Source organism: Lysobacter defluvii IMMIB APB-9 = DSM 18482 (assembly GCF_000423325.1).
Classification (GTDB): Bacteria; Pseudomonadota; Gammaproteobacteria; order Xanthomonadales; family Xanthomonadaceae; genus Novilysobacter; species Novilysobacter defluvii.
The window spans coordinates 112,488-128,205 of record NZ_AUHT01000008.1; the positions used below are offsets into that span (position 1 = coordinate 112,488).

Below are 15,718 nucleotides of genomic sequence, written 5' to 3' on the forward strand. Positions count from 1 at the left end.
CGGCGGCGCGTGCATGCGCCCCGTTACACTGCCGCACCTGCCATCGACAGCTTTCCAAGTGACCGGGAACGACGACCTCCTCGAGACCCTGCTGCTGCCCTTCGACCAGCGTGCGCTCACCTGGCCGGAAGACGGCGGGGCGCTGTTCCTTGGTGCCCGCGCCGGTGCGCCGCTGCAGCGCCGCCCCCTGCCCGGGCTGGTGTGCGCGCAGGACTTCCGCCCCGAGGTCGACGCGCTGCGGCGTGCCGGCCTGCCGCTGGTCGATGCCGCGGACGGGGGCCGTTATCCGCTGGTCCTGCTGCTGCCGCCGCGCCAGCGCGAGCGGGCGCGCACGCTGTACGCCAGTGCGCTGGACCGGCTGGCGCCGGGTGGGCGGGTACTGGCCTGCGTGGCCAACAACGAAGGCGCCCGCTCGGCCGAAGAGGACCTGCGAACGCTGGCGGGACCGCTGTCGAGCCTGAGCAAGAACAAGGCGCGTGCGTTCTGGACCGGGCCGCTGGACGGCGCAGGCGATTCCGCGGTGGACCAGACCGTGCTCGCCGAGTGGCGGGGTCTGGATGCGCCACGCGAGGTCGCCGGCGGGCGCTTCCGCAGCCGGCCCGGTGTGTTCGCCTGGGACCGGGTCGACCCGGCCTCGGCGCTGCTCGCATCGCATCTGCGCGCGGGCCTGAAGGGCCGTGCCGCGGACCTGGGCGCCGGGTTCGGGTACCTGTCGGTGGAACTGCTGGAACGCTGCCCGGGCATCACCGCGCTCGACCTGTACGAGGCCGACGCCCGGGCGCTGGAGCTGGCGCGCGGGAACCTGGCGCCGTTCGCCGACCGCGCGCAGCTGGGCTTCCACTGGCACGACGTCACCACCGGGCTTCCCTCGCGCTACGACGTGATCGTCAGCAACCCGCCGTTCCATGGGCAGGGGCGCGCGGAGCGCCCGGACCTGGGGAGGGCCTTCATCGCGGCCGCGGCCGCGGCGCTGGCCCCCGGCGGCTCGCTGTGGCTGGTGGCCAACAGGCACCTGCCGTACGAGGCGGCGCTGGGCAGCGGTTTCGACCAGGTCGAGACGGTCGCCCAGCGCCAGGGCTTCAAGGTGGTGCACGCACGCAGGGGGCGGCGATGAAGCTGGTCCGGCTGCTGGCGAACCTGGGCTACGGCAGCCGCCGGGAGGTGGCCTGGCTGTTTCGCGAGGGGCGGGTCACCGATGTCGACGGCGAGGTGCTGTACGCGGACGACCGGGTCCCCCACGAGCGCGTCCTGCTCGACGGCGAGCCGCTCGACCCGGCGCCGGGCATGGCCCTGGTCCTGCACAAGCCGGTGGGCTACACCTGTTCCACCAAGGATCCGGCGCGGGTCATCTACGACCTGCTGCCGCCGCGCTTCCGCCTGCGCAATCCGGTGCTGTCCAGCGTGGGCCGGCTCGACCGGGAGACCAGCGGCCTGCTGCTCATGACCGACGACGGCCAGCTGCTGCACCGGATCATTTCGCCGAAGGCCGCGGTCGCCAAGACCTACGAGGCGATCCTTGCCGAGGACCTGCGGGGCGACGAGGCGGCGGTCTTCGCCAGTGGCGAACTGATGCTGGAGGGCGAGAAGACCCCGCTCGCACCGGCCATGCTGGAGGTGCTCGCGCCCCGGCGCGCGCGGCTGGTCCTCACCGAAGGCCGCTACCACCAGGTGCGGCGGATGTTCGCCGCGGTCGGCAACCACGTGGAGGCGCTGCATCGGTCCAGGGTCGGCCAACTGGTGCTGGACGGGCTGCCCGAGGGCGAATGGCGGCTGCTCGGCGAGGGCGACCTTGCCCGGGTGTTTGCCCAACCCGGCGGGTAGGGCGCAATAGGCGGAACGCCGTATTGCGCCGGATATCGGGCGTGCATCGTAGTTCGCCATTCGGCGCAATACGCTTTCGGCTATTGCGCCCTACGGGTCGTCGGGAGCCAGGAGGGCGTGGTAACCGGCCGCGCCCAGGCGTTCCATCGTTGCGATGTTCCGGTCGACGATGACGTCGGGGTCGGGGTAGGCCGCCACGGCGCGGTCGATGCTCGCCTCGCGCAGCAGGTGCAGCATCGGGTACGGCGAGCGGTTGGTCAGGTTGCCGGGGTCATCGGGATCGGTACCGGCGAAGCGGTAGCCGGGATGGAAGCTGGCGACCTGGATCTCGCCCTCCAGGCCCAGCGCGTCCACCGCGGCATCGGCCTGGTCGAGGAAGTCGTTGTAGTCGCCGAAGTCCTGCAGGACGTGCGGATGGACCAGCAGGGTGGTGTCGACCACGCGGGGATCGGTCTCCGCCAGCCACGCAAGCTCCTCCGCGAGCTCCTGCAGCAGCGCGTCGGCGGTGGTCGCCTCGCTGAGGACGTAGCGGACCTGGTCCTTCACGTGCACCGCCTTGGCGAACGGGCACAGGTTCAAGCCGATCACCGCCCGCTCCAGCCAGCGGCGGGTGGCGGTGATCGGGTCCGCGTCGTGGTTCATCGGGTGTCCGTTGCGGCGAGCGTCGGCTGGCGGCGCTCAGTCGCGGAAGTTCTCGAACTGCAGCGGCAGTTCGAATTCCTGGCCGCGCAGCAGGGCGATGGCCGCCTGCAGGTCGTCGCGCTTCTTGCCGTTGACCCGCAGCTTGTCGCCGTTGATCTGGCTGTCGACCTTCAGCTTGGCTTCCTTGAGGGTGGCCTGGATCTTCTTGGCCAGCTCGCGTTCGATGCCCTGCTTGACGGTGATCTTCTGCCGGGCGCCGGCGACGTTCGTCTCCACGTCGCCGAACTCCAGGCAGCGCACGTCGATGCCGCGGGCGATCAGCCGCGCGCGGAGGATGTCGGTCATCTGCTGGAGCTGGAAGTCGCTCGGCGCCGACTGGGTGATCACCCCGTCCTCGAGCACGAAGCGGGCGTCCACGCCCTTGAAGTCGAAGCGGTTGCCGAGCTCGCGGTTGGCCTGGTCGACGGCGTTGGTCAGCTCGTGGCTGTCGACCTCGGAGACGATGTCGAAGGAGGGCATGGCGGGTTCCAGTGAGGGCTGCCGGCAAGGTTAGCCCAGCGTTCGGGTCGCTGCCCGTATGCTGGGCGGTCGTTCACGCGCCGGTCCCCGATGCCCCTCGCCCCGCAAACCCGTGCCGCGCTGGCCATGCTCGCGGCGGTTGCCTCCTTCGCGTTCATGGACGCCGGCCTGAAGCACCTGGCGGCCAGCTACCCGCCGATGCAGGTGGCCGCGCTACGCGGTGCCGCCTCGCTGCCCTTCATCCTGGCTTGGGTCGCGGCAACCGGGGCCTTCGCCACCCTGTGGCGCGTGCGTTGGGGTCTGCAGGCGTTCCGCGGGCTGACCTCGGTGATGATGATCGCCTGCTTCGCCTACGGGCTGGCGCGGATGCCGATGTCGACGGCGTACACGATCTTCTTCATCGCCCCGCTGCTGATCACCGCGCTGTCGGTGCCGCTGCTGGGCGAGAAGGTCGGGCCCAGGCGCTGGACCGCCATCGTGGTCGGCATGATCGGGGTGATGGTGGTGATGCGCCCGACCGGCGAGGGCGCCCTGAGCCTGGCGGCGCTCGCGGTGGTGCTGGCCGCCACCGGCTATGCGGTCAGCGCGATCACGGTACGGGTGCTGTCGCGCACCGATTCGACCGCCTCGATGATCGTGTGGCTGCTGTTCTTCCTGGCCCTGGGCGCGGGCCTGCTGGCCTGGCCGGACTGGGTGCCCATCCGCCGCGCGGACGCATGGGTGATCGTGGGGCTCGGACTGGCGGGCGCGATCGGCCAGTACGCCCTGACCGAGGCCTTCCGCACCGGCGAGGCATCGCTGCTTGCGCCGCTGGAGTACACCGGCCTGGTCTGGAGCCTGCTCCTGGACCTGATGATCTGGGGCGTCCTGCCCGACTCGGTCACCTGGATCGGCGCCGGCATCATCGTCGCCAGCGGCCTGTACCTCCTGCGTCGCGACCGGATCGTGCATGCGGGGGATGCGGATCCGCCGCCGCCACCCGGGACGCTGGGGGGAGATGAAGCGGGAACGGGGAACAGGTGAGGCGGGAACAGGGAACGAAGGGGCGGCCGTTGCCGCCTTTCGTCCCGTGATCCCGCCTCGGCTCCCCTGACTTGGTGGAGCGGGAACGGGGAAAGGTGAAGCGGGAACAGGGAACGAAAGTTCGGCATTGCCCCGTTCCGCCCTGGTTCCGCCTACCCCCAGGTCCTCTACACCGGAACCTGATGAGGCCTTACAGGAAGGGAACGCCGTCGCGGCGACCGCGGCCTCTCGTTCCCTGTTCCCTGTTCCCGGTTCCCGCTCCTCCCATCAGAACCTCGCGCCAATCCCGACGCCGATGATCACCGGGTCCGCCTCGGCCTCGCCGACCGTCTCCCCGTTGACCATCACGTCCGAATCGCCGTGCAGGTAGCGGATGTCGCCGCGGGCGAACCAGTGCTCGCTGAGCTTCACGTCGGCACCGACGGTGGCCATCGCGCCCTTGGCGGTCTCCACGCCAAGGCGCTCGCCGGCCAGCGCGCCGGTGGGCTCGACGGTCTCGCCGTCGTAGTTCATCTCGTAGTAGCCGAGGCCGACGAACGGACGCACGGTCTGCTCGCTGGTGCCGAAGTGGTACTGGCCACTCAGGGCGTAGGGCTGGGCGTCGACGCTGCCGACCTTCCCGCCCGGTCCGGTGACGCGATGGCCGAACTTGTCGGCCGCGCCCCAGGCTTCGATGGCGATGTTGTCGGTGGCGTACCAGCTGGCGCTGAGGGTGGCGGCACCCTCGCCGTCCAGGTCGGCGTCGAGGCCGTCGATGGTGGCGTCACCGGTCGGCTCGCTCAGCGCGTAGCCGCCGACGATGGCGAAGCGGTTGTCGCCGGAATCCTGGGCCATCGCGGCCGGCGCGATGGCAATGGCACCGATCAGGGCAAGCGTGGAGTGGATGCGTTTCATGGGGGACCTCCGATTGCGTTCTTGTAGTCGTGGGCCGGCGTTTCCACACCGGCGACGACACGCTATCGGGGCCTGTCTGAACCGCGCTTGGGCAGGGCGGAACCGGGCAGGGCGGAGGTTCACCGTTGTTTTCGTGGCGTCAACGCGCCAAGGCGGATGCTTGGCGCTCCGCCGGACAGCGGCCCACAATAGGGGTCTTTCGTGCATGGCAGGCCCCCCACATGGCTGAGTTGAAGGAAGCGCGCGTTCCCGACATCGGGGACTTCGATGGCGTGCCGGTGATCGAGGTGCTGGTCAAGGTCGGCGACACGGTCGACGTGGACCAGGGGCTGGTCACGCTCGAGTCCGACAAGGCCACGATGGAAGTGCCGGCCCCCTTCGCGGGCGTGGTGCGCGAGATCCGGGTCAAGGAAGGCGACGAGGTGGCCGAGGGCGCCGTGGTCGCGATGATCGAGCCGGCCGGCGAAGGGGATTCCGGAGGCTCCGGCAAGGCCGGGAAGGCTGCCGACGCGAAGCCCCGGCAGGCAGCGAAGCAGGCGACCGACGGCGACGCGAGCGGCGGATCGGAAGACTCGCGTCCCAAGGGCAGCGAGCCCGACCCGGTCGTGGAGCCGGCCAACGTCGGCGAACCCGACAACCTCGCCAAGCGCGAGGAGGCGGCCCATCGCACCGGCGATGCCGATGTCGGTACCGACGCGACTTCGCGCCGCTCGCCGCCGGTCGCTTTCGACGCCAACGAGCTGCTCCCGGACAAGGTTCCCTACGCGAGCCCGGCGGTGCGGCTGTTCGCACGCGAGCTCGGGGTCGACCTGGGCCAGGTGAAGGGCAGTGCGCGCGCCGGCCGCATCACCCGCGAGGACGTGCAGAAGTTCGTCAAGGGCGTGATGTCCGGTGAAGGCGCCGCGACCGCCCGCACCGGTGGCGGTGGCGGCGGGCTGGACCTGCTGCCGTGGCCGAAGGTGGACTTCAGCAAGTTCGGTCCCGTCGAGACGCGCGAGCTGACCCGGATCCAGAAGATCTCCGGCGCCAACCTGGCCCGCAACTGGGCGATGATCCCGCACGTCACCCAGTTCGAGGATGCCGACATCACCGGGCTGGAGGAACTGCGCGTCCAGCTCAACAAGGAGAACGAGAAGGCGATCGCCAAGGGCAACGCGACCAAGCTGACCCTGCTGGCGTTCCTGATCAAGGCCAGCGTCGCCGCGCTGAAGAAGTTCCCGGAGTTCAACGCCTCGCTCGACGCGACCGGCGAAAACCTGGTGCTCAAGCAGTACTTCCACATCGGCTTCGCCGCCGACACGCCAAACGGCCTGGTGGTCCCGGTCATCCGCGACTGCGACACCAAGGGCGTGATGGAGATCGCCGCCGAGGCCGGCGAGCTCGCCGCCAAGGCCCGCGAGGGTAAGCTCGGCCCGGCGCAGATGAGCGGCGGCTGCTTCTCGATCAGCTCGCTGGGCGGCATCGGCGGGACCAAGTTCACCCCGATCATCAACGCCCCCGAGGTCGCGATCCTCGGCGTCTCGCGCGCCGACACGCGCCCGGCCTGGAACGGGAAGGAGTTCGAGCCGCGCCTGGTCCTGCCGCTGTCGCTGAGCTACGACCACCGCGTCATCGACGGCGCCGCCGCCGCCCGCTTCACCACCTACCTGTCCCAGGTGCTCGGCGACATGCGCCGGGTGCTGCTGTGACCGGCGCGGACTGAGGAGGAGGCTGCAATGGCACAGATCGAGGTGAAGGTCCCGGACATCGGCGACTTCGACGCCGTCCCGGTGATTGAGGTGCTGGTGTCGGTGGGCGACCGGGTCGAGGTCGACCAGGGCCTGGCGACGCTGGAATCCGACAAGGCCACGATGGAGGTCCCCTCCAGCGCCGCCGGCGTGGTGAAGGAGATCCGGGTCAAGGTCGGCGACGAGGTTGCCGAGGGCGCCGTGCTGGCGATCCTGGAGTCGGAAGCGGACGCTGCCGACTCCGAAACAGATGCACCTCTCCCGCCTGCGGGAGAGGTCGCCGCGCAAGGCGCGGCGGGTGAGGGCGGGCGCGAAAAGGATCGTGGACAGGGGAATGATCCTGCAGGGAAGAGCCCGCAGAAGCAGAAGCAACAACAAAGGCAGCCCTCACCCCCACCCTCTCCCGCAAGCGGGAGAGGGGGTAAAGCGGACATCGAGTGCGAAATGCTCGTCCTCGGCGCCGGCCCCGGCGGCTACACCGCCGCCTTCCGCGCCGCGGACCTTGGCATGGACACCGTGCTGGTCGAGCGCTACCCGGACCTGGGCGGGGTCTGCCTCAACGTCGGCTGCATCCCCTCCAAGGCCCTGCTGCACGCGGCCGGGGTGATCGGCGAGGCGGCGCATGCGTCCGAGTTCGGCGTCGACTTCGGCGAGCCGAAGATCGACCTGGACCGGCTGCGCGCCTACAAGGACAAGGTCGTCGGCCAGCTCACCAAGGGGCTGGCCGGCATGTCGAAGCAGCGCAAGGTGCGGGTGGTCACCGGCACCGGCCGCTTCGTATCGGCCCATGAGCTGGAGGTCCAGGGCGAGGACGGGAGCAAGCTGGTCCGGTTCGAGCAGTGCATCATCGCCGCCGGTTCCCAGGCGGTGAAGCTGCCGGGCTTCCCGTGGGACGACCCGCGGGTGATGGACTCCACCGACGCGCTGGAGCTGGCCGAGGTGCCGAAGAAGCTGCTGGTCGTCGGCGGCGGGATCATCGGCCTGGAGATGGCGACCGTGTACCGTGCGCTGGGCAGCGACGTCACCGTGGTCGAGTTCATGGACCAGCTGATCCCGGGCGCGGACCGCGACCTGGTCAAGCCACTGGCCGACCGCCTGAAGAAACAGGGCGTGACCGTCCACCTCAAGGTGAAGGCGGCGAAGGTGGAGGCGCAGAAGAAGGGGCTGAAGGTCGCCTTCGAGCCGGCCGACGAGGGCGGCAACGCACCCGATGCCGGCGTGTTCGACCGGGTCCTGGTCGCCGTCGGCCGCGCCCCCAACGGCGGCAAGCTGGACGCGGAAAAGGCCGGCGTGGAGGTCACCGACCGCGGCTTCATCCCGGTCGACCGCCAGATGCGCACCACCGCCGGGCACATCTTCGCCATCGGCGACCTGGTCGGGCAGCCGATGCTGGCCCACAAGGCCACCCACGAAGGCAAGCTCGCCGCCGAGGTCGCCGCCGGGCAGAAGCGTGAATGGGTCGCCCGGGTGATCCCGTCGGTCGCCTACACCGACCCGGAGATCGCCTGGGTCGGGCTGTCCGAGGGGGAGGCCCGGGAGAAGGGCCTGAAGGTCGGCGTCGGCAAGTTCCCGTGGGCGGCCTCGGGCCGGGCGATCGGGATCGCGCGCACCGAAGGCTTCACCAAGCTGGTGTTCGACGAGGAGACCGGCCGGGTGCTCGGCGGCGGCATCGTCGGCGTGCACGCGGGCGAGCTGATCTCCGAAGTCGCGCTGGCAATCGAGATGGGCGCCGAAGCGGCCGACATCGGCCACACCATCCACCCGCACCCCACCCTGGGCGAGTCGGTGGCCATGGCGGCGGAGGCCTACGAAGGCACCATCACCGACCTGTACATGCCGAAGAAGAAGTAGCCGCGCCCCGGCGGCAAAGGAGAAGCCCCGGCGGATCAGGCCGGGGCTTCAAGGGGCCCGCCGCTGCGCTGGTACCCTGACGAGGAGAGAGAGTGCGGCGGGCAAGGGGTCAGACCGCCGCCTGCAGCGATGGTTCCGTCCCCGTGCCGGGCGTTGTTTCGCGGGGTTCATCCTTGTGCAGGCGCCGCTGCTCGCGGCGCTTCCAGAACTTCTCGTGCAGGTGGTAGGCCACCGTGTTGCAGGCCGGCTCCACGATCGCCAGCAACCCCCCGACCAGGGGATTCCCGGTCAGCAGCGTCCCGACGCAGAACGCGACGGTGAAGTGGACTGCGGCAAAGCTTGCGGTCTTGGCCATGGATGCCTCCTGGGTACGCGCCCAGTATCCGCGTGCGTGCGGCACTCCGCAAGTGATAACCATTCTCATCCATGAACGGCTGGCCCGTTCAGCTTGCGGCGTCTGGCAGGTTGCCGTGCCGGCAGGCGGTGCTTATAATTCCGCGGCTTCACCGGGCGCTTGCCTCCTGCGCCCGGCTCCCCAGACGACGAGTCCAGCAGCGTGCACGATCCGACGTTCGCAGGCCGCCGGCTGGCGTTGCGCGCGACCGCCTGGCAGGCGGGCGCGACCGCGCTGCTGGCACTTGCCTTCATCGCCTTCAGCGTGCCGCAGGCGCTGGGCGCACTGCTGGGGGGACTCGCCGTAACCGCCGGCGGCTGGCTGTCCAGCCGGGTGTCGCTGGGCGGGGGAGTGGCTCCTGCTGCGGGCGCGCTGGCGCGATTGCTTGCAGGGGCGATGTTGAAGTGGGTGCTGGTGTTCGGCGTGCTCGCGCTGGGCATCGGCCTCGGCGGCCTCCCGCCGCTGGGGGTCCTGGCGGGCGTGCTGGTCGCGCTCGTCGTCCAGGTGCTGGCCTTGGCCAGCCGGTAGCTTTCGAAGGATTTCAGAGAAATGGCGGCCGCTGAACTCACTCCCACCAGCTATATCCAGCACCACCTCCACAACCTGACCGGCCAGGTCGGGGAGGGCGGTGCGTTCTGGACGATCCACGTCGACACCCTGGTCACCTCGCTGCTCATGGGGCTGCTGATGGTGGGCATGTTCTGGGTGGCGACCCGCCGGCCGACCGCCGGGGTGCCGGGCAAGTGGCAGGCCTTCGTGGAGATCCTGCTCGAGTTCGTCGACCGCCAGGCCAAGGACACCTACCGCGGCCCGAGCAAGCTGGTGACGCCGATCGCGATCACCCTGTTCTTCTGGATCCTGCTGATGAACATGATCAAGTTCATCCCGGCGGACTTCATCTCGATCCCGCTCAGCTGGGTCGGCGTGGACTACTGGAAGCCGGTGCCGACCGCGGACGTGAACGCGACCCTTGGCCTGTCGATCAGCGTGTTCTTCCTGATGCTGTTCTTCGCCATCAAGTCGCAGGGCTTCGGCGGGTTCAGCAAGGGCTTCCTCACCGCCCCGTTCGGCAAGTGGATGATGCCGTTCAACCTCATCCTCAACATCGTCGAGTGGGTCAGCAAGCCGATTTCGCTGGCGATGCGACTGTTCGGCAACATGTTCGGCGGCGAGATCGTGTTCCTGCTCATCTGGGTGCTCGGCGGCGCCAGCATCCTCGGCCTGCTCGGCGGTGCCGTGTTCGGCCTGGGCTGGATGATCTTCCACATCCTCGTCGTGCCGCTGCAGGCGTTCATCTTCATGATGCTCTCGATCGTCTACCTGAGCCTCGTCGAAGACGCGCACTGAGCCACCGCTGCATCCCCAACGTTCCACCTCCAACCCTTCGTTCAACCATCAGCACCATCGCTCGGAGATAACCATGGAAACCATCCTCGCCACCCTCGCCCAGGTCCAGGCCTCGACCGCCCTCGGCATCGGCATCATGATCGGCCTCGCGGCGCTGGGCGCCGGCCTCGGCCTGGCCATCATGTCGGGCAAGTTCCTGGAGTCGGCGGCGCGCCAGCCCGAGCTGATCCCGGTGCTGCAGGTCCGCATGTTCATCACCGCCGGCCTGATCGACGCCGCGTTCATCATCTCGGTCGCCGTCGGCCTGCTGTTCGCCTTCGCCAGCCCGTTCATCGGTCCGTGGACCGAGCAGCTGGCCCGCCTGGCCGGCTGATCCACGCGTGCGACCCGGCCGGCGGCGCTCCACGCCCCGGCCGGTGAACCCGGGCCCCGCGCCCATCCACGCGAGAGATAGCGAAAGCCGATGAGCATCAATCTGACCCTAATCGCACAGGCGCTGGCGTTTGCCGCGCTGATCTGGCTGATCGCCACGTTCATCTGGCCGCCCCTGCTCAATGCAATCGAGGAGCGCCAGAAGAAGATCGCCGAGGGCCTTGCCGCTGCCGAGCGCAGCCAGAAGGACCTGGCGCAGGCGCAGGAGCAGGTCGACGCCGCCATGCGCGACGCCCGTGCCAAGGCCAACGAGGTGATCGACCAGGCGCACCAGCGCGCCAACCAGATCATCGAGCAGGCCCGCAACGAGGCGGTCGCCGAGGCCAACCGGCAGAAGGAGCTGGCCCAGGCGGAGATCGAGGTCGCGGCCAACCGCGCCCGCGAGCAGCTGCGCCAGCAGGTGGCCGCGCTGGCGGTCACCGGTGCCGAGAAGGTCCTGCGTCGCGAGATCGACGCCAGCGCCCACAAGGCGCTGCTGGACGAGCTGGCTGCCGAGATCTGACATGAGCGAAGCCCTGACCCTCGCCCGACCCTACGCCCGCGCCGCCCATGCGGTGGCGCGTGAATCCGGCCAGGCCGAGGAATGGTCCAAGGCACTGGCGCTGGCCTCCCGCATCGCCGCCGACCCGCAGGTCCAGGCGCTGCTGGGCAACCCGCGGCTGCGCACGGAAGACGCGCGCGCCCTGCTCGCGGAAGGGGCCGGGGACGCGTTCGGCCGCTTCATCGACGAGCTGTCCGCGCACGGCCGCCTCGCGCTGCTGCCCGAGATCGCCGGGCTGTACGAGAAGCTGCGCGCCGAGGCGGACCAGGTCGTCAGGGCCCGGATCACCTCGGCGGCCGAGCTCGCGCCGGCGGAGCTGGAAGGCCTGGTGGCCGCCCTGCGCCGCCGCTTCGGACGCGAGGTCGAGGTCGAGACCTCGGTCGACGAGAGCCTGATCGGCGGTGCGGTGATCGACGCCGGCGACACCGTCATCGACGGCTCGCTGCGCGGCAAGCTGCAACGCATGCAGAACGCACTCGCAAACTGATTGGCATTCACCCGGCGGGCCCCGCGCCCGCCGACCGTGATGGCGGGTCCAGGCCCGCCCAACATTGGAAACGAACATGGCAACCACGCAGCTCAACCCGTCCGAAATCAGCGAACTGATCAAGACCCGCATCGAGAAGGTCGGCCTGTCCGCCGAGGCGCGCAACGAGGGCACGGTGACCTCCGTCGCCGACGGCATCGTGCGCATCCACGGCCTGGCCGACGTGATGCAGGGCGAGATGATCGAGCTGCCGGCCTCCGCGGAGGGTGTCCCGACCTACGCCCTGGCGCTGAACCTGGAGCGCGACTCGGTCGGCGCCGTGGTCCTGGGTGACTACGAGCACCTGGGCGAGGGCGACACCGCCCGCACCACCGGCCGCATCCTCGAGGTGCCGGTCGGTCCGGAGCTGCTGGGCCGCGTGGTGAACGCACTGGGCGAGCCGATCGACGGCAAGGGCCCGGTCGGCACCGACCTGACCGCGCCGGTCGAGCGCGTGGCGCCGGGCGTGATCTGGCGCAAGTCGGTCGACCAGCCGGTGCAGACCGGCTACAAGGCGGTCGACTCGATGATCCCGATCGGCCGCGGCCAGCGCGAGCTGATCATCGGCGACCGCCAGACCGGCAAGACCGCCATGGCGATCGACGCGGTGATCAACCAGAAGGGCACCGGAATCAAGTGCGTGTACGTGGCGATCGGCCAGAAGGCCTCGACCGTCGCCAACATCGTGCGCCGCCTGGAAGAGAACGGCGCGATGGAGCACACCATCGTCGTCGCCGCGACCGCCTCCGAGTCGGCCGCGATGCAGTACATCAGCGCCTACGCCGGCTGCACCATGGGCGAGTACTTCATGGACCGCGGCCAGGACGCCCTGATCGTCTACGACGACCTGTCCAAGCAGGCCGTGGCCTACCGCCAGATCTCGCTGCTGCTGCGCCGCCCGCCGGGCCGCGAAGCCTACCCGGGCGACGTGTTCTACCTGCATTCCCGCCTGCTCGAGCGCGCCGCGCGCGTGTCCGAGGAGTACGTCGAGAAGTTCACCAACGGCGAGGTCAAGGGCCGGACCGGTTCGCTGACCGCGCTGCCGATCATCGAGACCCAGGCCGGCGACGTGTCCGCGTTCGTGCCGACCAACGTGATCTCGATCACCGACGGCCAGATCTTCCTGGAGACCGACTTGTTCAACGCCGGCATCCGCCCGGCCGTGAACGCCGGCATCTCGGTGTCGCGCGTGGGTGGCGCGGCCCAGACCAAGATCGTCAAGAAGCTCTCCGGCGGCGTCCGCATCGCGCTGGCGCAGTACCGCGAGCTGGCGGCGTTCGCGCAGTTCGCGTCCGACCTGGACGAGGCGACCCGCAAGCAGCTCGAGCGCGGCCAGCGCGTCACCGAGCTGATGAAGCAGAAGCAGTACGCCCCGCTGCCGATCTCGCTGCAGGCGCTGTCGATCTACGCCAGCAACGAGGGCTACCTCGACGACGTGCCGGTCAACAAGCTCGGCGCCTTCGAGGAGGGCCTGCACGCCCACTTCGCCAACACCAACGCCGACCTGCTGGAGAAGATCAACTCCACCGGCGCCTGGAACGACGAGATCGAGGCCGCGTTCAAGGCCGGGATCGAGGATTACAAGAAGACCGGTACCTGGTAAGCGCCAGCTCGGGTAGACGGGAGGAACGACATGGCCGGTGGCCGCGAAATCAAGACGAAGATCAAGAGCGTGCAGAACACCCGCAAGGTGACGCGCGCGCTCGAGATGGTCTCCGCCTCCAAGATCCGCAAGGCGCAGGAGCGGATGAAGACCTCGCGCCCCTACGCGCGGGTCATGAAGCAGGTCATCGGCCACCTGGCCCAGGCCAACACCGACTACCGCCATCCGTACATGGTCGAGCGCGAGTCGGTGAAGCGGGTCGGCTACGTGATCATCTCCTCCGACCGCGGCCTCGCCGGCGGGCTGAACAACAACATGTTCCGCCGCCTGCTGGGCGAGTTCGCCAAGTGGCGGGAGCAGGGCGTCGAGGTCGACGTGGTGACCATCGGCCAGAAGGCCTCGGTGTTCTTCCGCCGCGTGAAGGTGGACATCCGGGCCTCGGTCAGCCACCTCGGCGATACCCCGAAGCTGGAGCAGCTGATCGGCGTGATCGGCACCATGCTCGACGGCTACACCGCCGGCGAGCTGGACCGGGTCTACCTCTGCTACAACGACTTCATCAACGCGATGACGCAGCGGCCGACCTTCGACCAGCTGCTGCCGCTGCCGCCGTCGGACGAGTCGGTCGCCCCGCATGACTGGGACTACCTCTACGAGCCGGACCCGGCGACGGTGCTCGACCACGTGCTGACGCGCTACATCGAGTCGCTGGTGTACCAGGCGGTGCTGGAGAACGTCGCCTCCGAGCATGCCGCGCGCATGGTCGCGATGAAGGCTGCGTCCGACAACGCCAACAAGCTGATCGACAACCTGCAGCTGGTCTACAACAAGGCCCGCCAGGCGGCGATCACCCAGGAAATTTCCGAGATCGTGGGCGGCGCCGCCGCGGTCTGACCCCATCCAGGCAGGAGCCGGCTTCCGGCAGTGCGCCGCGCCGCTCCCGCACAGCAGCATCAGAGAGTCCGAGGAAACCAGAATGAGCCAGGGCAAGATCGTCCAGATCATCGGCGCCGTCGTCGACGTCGAGTTCCCGCGCGACGCGGTCCCCAACGTGTACGACGCGCTGAAGGTCGAGAACACCGATATCACGCTGGAAGTGCAGCAGCAGCTGGGCGACGGCGTGGTCCGTTCGATCGCGCTGGGTTCCACCGACGGCCTCAAGCGCAACCTGGTGGCCACCAACACCGGCCGCGGCATCGCGGTGCCGGTCGGCACCGGCACCCTGGGCCGCATCATGGACGTGCTGGGCAACCCGATCGACGAAGCCGGCCCGGTGCAGGCTTCCGACACCTGGGAGATCCACCGCGACGCGCCGAGCTACGAGGACCAGTCCGCGGCCAACGAGCTGCTGGAGACCGGCATCAAGGTCATCGACCTGATGTGCCCGTTCGCCAAGGGCGGCAAGGTCGGCCTGTTCGGCGGCGCCGGCGTCGGCAAGACCGTCAACATGATGGAGCTGATCAACAACATCGCCAAGGCGCACGAGGGCCTGTCGGTTTTCGCCGGCGTGGGCGAGCGTACCCGCGAGGGCAACGACTTCTACCACGAGATGAAGGACTCCAACGTCCTCGACAAGGTGGCGATGGTCTACGGCCAGATGAACGAGCCGCCGGGCAACCGCCTGCGCGTCGCGCTGACCGGCCTGACCATGGCCGAGTACTTCCGCGACGAGAAGGACGAGTCCGGCAAGGGCCGCGACGTGCTGCTGTTCGTCGACAACATCTACCGCTACACCCTGGCCGGCACCGAGGTGTCCGCGCTGCTGGGCCGCATGCCGTCGGCGGTGGGCTACCAGCCGACCCTGGCCGAGGAAATGGGCGTCCTGCAGGAGCGCATCACCTCCACCAAGACCGGTTCGATCACCTCGATCCAGGCCGTGTACGTGCCCGCGGACGACCTGACCGACCCGTCGCCGGCGACCACCTTCGCCCACCTCGACGCCACCGTGGTGCTGTCGCGCAACATCGCCTCGCTGGGCATCTACCCGGCGGTCGACCCGCTCGACTCCACCTCGCGCCAGCTCGACCCCAACGTGATCGGCACCGAGCACTACGAGGTCGCGCGCAAGGTCCAGGCCACGCTGCAGAAGTACAAGGAGCTCAAGGACATCATCGCGATCCTGGGCATGGACGAGCTGAGCGAAGAGGACAAGCAGGCCGTGTCCCGCGCCCGCAAGATCGAGCGCTTCTTCAGCCAGCCGTTCCACGTCGCCGAGGTCTTCACCGGCGCCCCGGGCAAGTACGTCCCGCTCAAGGACACCATCCGCGGCTTCAAGGGCATCGTCGAGGGCGAGTACGACCACCTGCCGGAGCAGGCGTTCTACATGGTCGGCAGCATCGAGGAAGCCGTCGAGAAGGCCAACAAGATGACCGAAAAGGCCTGAGCATGAACTCCCTTC

The 15,718-nt window shown here is 69.3% G+C and carries 17 protein-coding genes; 13 read left to right on the forward strand and 4 right to left on the reverse strand.

Translation table 11 applies throughout. The features are described from left to right. The first annotated feature begins 13 nt into the window (after positions 1–13). Together G545_RS0108430 and G545_RS0108435 are read left to right on the forward strand one after the other, a co-directional pair. A complete protein-coding gene (locus tag G545_RS0108430; protein ID WP_081677802.1) occupies positions 14–1,114 on the forward strand; it encodes a class I SAM-dependent methyltransferase in 1,101 nt (366 codons plus the stop codon). Further along, entirely contained in the window at positions 1,111–1,821 is a 711-nt protein-coding gene (locus G545_RS0108435; protein WP_027069994.1) for a pseudouridine synthase, read from the forward strand. The genes G545_RS0108430 and G545_RS0108435 overlap by 4 nt, the downstream gene beginning before the upstream one ends. A gap of 90 nt (positions 1,822–1,911) precedes the next feature. Here the strand turns inward: G545_RS0108435 and G545_RS0108440 are convergent, their stop codons facing one another. Together G545_RS0108440 and G545_RS0108445 are read right to left on the reverse strand one after the other, a co-directional pair. After that, the gene (locus G545_RS0108440) at positions 1,912–2,463 is read right to left on the reverse strand and encodes a DUF1415 domain-containing protein (RefSeq protein ID WP_027069995.1); all 552 of its coding nucleotides are present in this window, start codon (positions 2,461–2,463) and stop codon (positions 1,912–1,914) included. Between the two features lie 36 nt (positions 2,464–2,499). After that, positions 2,500–2,982: a YajQ family cyclic di-GMP-binding protein gene (locus tag G545_RS0108445; RefSeq protein WP_027069996.1), complete on the reverse strand. Its 483-nt coding sequence runs from the start codon at positions 2,980–2,982 to the stop codon at positions 2,500–2,502. 90 nt (positions 2,983–3,072) lie between these two features. On the opposite strand from G545_RS0108445, the gene G545_RS14165 reads away from it, so the two are divergent. Further along, entirely contained in the window at positions 3,073–4,005 is a 933-nt protein-coding gene (locus G545_RS14165; protein ID WP_231553172.1) for a DMT family transporter, read from the forward strand. Positions 4,006–4,272: 267 nt separating this feature from the next. On the opposite strand, the gene G545_RS0108455 is transcribed toward G545_RS14165, so the two are convergent. Then, the gene (locus G545_RS0108455) at positions 4,273–4,899 is read right to left on the reverse strand and encodes an OmpW/AlkL family protein (protein WP_027069997.1); all 627 of its coding nucleotides are present in this window, start codon (positions 4,897–4,899) and stop codon (positions 4,273–4,275) included. 221 nt (positions 4,900–5,120) lie between these two features. Here G545_RS0108455 and G545_RS0108460 point away from each other — a divergent pair, with 221 nt between their 5' ends. Both G545_RS0108460 and lpdA read left to right on the forward strand, forming a co-directional pair. Continuing rightward, complete coding sequence (locus tag G545_RS0108460; protein ID WP_027069998.1) at positions 5,121–6,587, forward strand: dihydrolipoyllysine-residue acetyltransferase; 1,467 nt, start codon at positions 5,121–5,123, stop codon at positions 6,585–6,587. 27 nt (positions 6,588–6,614) lie between these two features. Then, on the forward strand, positions 6,615–8,477 hold the full coding sequence (gene lpdA, locus G545_RS0108465; RefSeq protein ID WP_027069999.1) for a dihydrolipoyl dehydrogenase: 1,863 nt from the start codon (positions 6,615–6,617) through the stop codon (positions 8,475–8,477). A gap of 109 nt (positions 8,478–8,586) precedes the next feature. On the opposite strand, the gene G545_RS0108470 is transcribed toward lpdA, so the two are convergent. Next, positions 8,587–8,832 (reverse strand): DUF2061 domain-containing protein, encoded by a 246-nt coding sequence (locus G545_RS0108470; RefSeq protein ID WP_027070000.1) that lies wholly within the window; start codon positions 8,830–8,832, stop codon positions 8,587–8,589. A 201-nt stretch (positions 8,833–9,033) separates the two neighbouring features. Between G545_RS0108470 and G545_RS0108475 the strand changes: the two genes are divergently transcribed. The 8 genes from G545_RS0108475 (at position 9,034) to atpD (ending at position 15,703) form a co-directional block, all read left to right on the forward strand. After that, positions 9,034–9,399, forward strand: coding sequence for an ATP synthase subunit I (locus G545_RS0108475; protein ID WP_052106597.1), 366 nt, complete (start codon positions 9,034–9,036; stop codon positions 9,397–9,399). A gap of 21 nt (positions 9,400–9,420) precedes the next feature. Continuing rightward, the gene (atpB, locus tag G545_RS0108480; RefSeq protein WP_027070002.1) at positions 9,421–10,218 is read left to right on the forward strand and encodes a F0F1 ATP synthase subunit A; all 798 of its coding nucleotides are present in this window, start codon (positions 9,421–9,423) and stop codon (positions 10,216–10,218) included. Between the two features lie 73 nt (positions 10,219–10,291). Continuing rightward, positions 10,292–10,591: a F0F1 ATP synthase subunit C gene (atpE, locus tag G545_RS0108485; protein ID WP_027070003.1), complete on the forward strand. Its 300-nt coding sequence runs from the start codon at positions 10,292–10,294 to the stop codon at positions 10,589–10,591. Between the two features lie 90 nt (positions 10,592–10,681). Further along, the gene (locus G545_RS0108490; protein ID WP_027070004.1) at positions 10,682–11,152 is read left to right on the forward strand and encodes a F0F1 ATP synthase subunit B; all 471 of its coding nucleotides are present in this window, start codon (positions 10,682–10,684) and stop codon (positions 11,150–11,152) included. Between the two features lies 1 nt (position 11,153). Further along, entirely contained in the window at positions 11,154–11,678 is a 525-nt protein-coding gene (locus G545_RS0108495) for a F0F1 ATP synthase subunit delta (protein ID WP_027070005.1), read from the forward strand. A 76-nt stretch (positions 11,679–11,754) separates the two neighbouring features. Beyond that, positions 11,755–13,320: a F0F1 ATP synthase subunit alpha gene (atpA, locus tag G545_RS0108500; protein WP_027070006.1), complete on the forward strand. Its 1,566-nt coding sequence runs from the start codon at positions 11,755–11,757 to the stop codon at positions 13,318–13,320. Between the two features lie 30 nt (positions 13,321–13,350). Beyond that, entirely contained in the window at positions 13,351–14,214 is an 864-nt protein-coding gene (gene atpG / locus G545_RS0108505; RefSeq protein ID WP_027070007.1) for a F0F1 ATP synthase subunit gamma, read from the forward strand. Between the two features lie 82 nt (positions 14,215–14,296). Next, entirely contained in the window at positions 14,297–15,703 is a 1,407-nt protein-coding gene (atpD, locus tag G545_RS0108510; RefSeq protein WP_027070008.1) for a F0F1 ATP synthase subunit beta, read from the forward strand. Positions 15,704–15,718: the final 15 nt, after the last annotated feature.

What these genes read in the sequence shown, in the direction of transcription:
- G545_RS0108440 (WP_027069995.1), bottom strand. Translation starts at nt 2,463, where the DNA reads ATGAACCACGACGCGGACCCGATCACCGCCACCCGCCGCTGGCTGGAG.
- G545_RS0108470 (WP_027070000.1), bottom strand. Translation starts at nt 8,832, where the DNA reads ATGGCCAAGACCGCAAGCTTTGCCGCAGTCCACTTCACCGTCGCGTTC.
- atpA (WP_027070006.1), top strand. Translation starts at nt 11,755, where the DNA reads ATGGCAACCACGCAGCTCAACCCGTCCGAAATCAGCGAACTGATCAAG.
- lpdA (WP_027069999.1), top strand. Translation starts at nt 6,615, where the DNA reads ATGGCACAGATCGAGGTGAAGGTCCCGGACATCGGCGACTTCGACGCC.
- G545_RS0108455 (WP_027069997.1), bottom strand. Translation starts at nt 4,899, where the DNA reads ATGAAACGCATCCACTCCACGCTTGCCCTGATCGGTGCCATTGCCATC.
- atpE (WP_027070003.1), top strand. Translation starts at nt 10,292, where the DNA reads ATGGAAACCATCCTCGCCACCCTCGCCCAGGTCCAGGCCTCGACCGCC.
- atpB (WP_027070002.1), top strand. Translation starts at nt 9,421, where the DNA reads ATGGCGGCCGCTGAACTCACTCCCACCAGCTATATCCAGCACCACCTC.
- atpG (WP_027070007.1), top strand. Translation starts at nt 13,351, where the DNA reads ATGGCCGGTGGCCGCGAAATCAAGACGAAGATCAAGAGCGTGCAGAAC.
- G545_RS14165 (WP_231553172.1), top strand. Translation starts at nt 3,073, where the DNA reads ATGCCCCTCGCCCCGCAAACCCGTGCCGCGCTGGCCATGCTCGCGGCG.
- atpD (WP_027070008.1), top strand. Translation starts at nt 14,297, where the DNA reads ATGAGCCAGGGCAAGATCGTCCAGATCATCGGCGCCGTCGTCGACGTC.
- G545_RS0108460 (WP_027069998.1), top strand. Translation starts at nt 5,121, where the DNA reads ATGGCTGAGTTGAAGGAAGCGCGCGTTCCCGACATCGGGGACTTCGAT.
- G545_RS0108435 (WP_027069994.1), top strand. Translation starts at nt 1,111, where the DNA reads ATGAAGCTGGTCCGGCTGCTGGCGAACCTGGGCTACGGCAGCCGCCGG.
- G545_RS0108490 (WP_027070004.1), top strand. Translation starts at nt 10,682, where the DNA reads ATGAGCATCAATCTGACCCTAATCGCACAGGCGCTGGCGTTTGCCGCG.
- G545_RS0108430 (WP_081677802.1), top strand. Translation starts at nt 14, where the DNA reads ATGCGCCCCGTTACACTGCCGCACCTGCCATCGACAGCTTTCCAAGTG.
- G545_RS0108445 (WP_027069996.1), bottom strand. Translation starts at nt 2,982, where the DNA reads ATGCCCTCCTTCGACATCGTCTCCGAGGTCGACAGCCACGAGCTGACC.
- G545_RS0108495 (WP_027070005.1), top strand. Translation starts at nt 11,154, where the DNA reads ATGAGCGAAGCCCTGACCCTCGCCCGACCCTACGCCCGCGCCGCCCAT.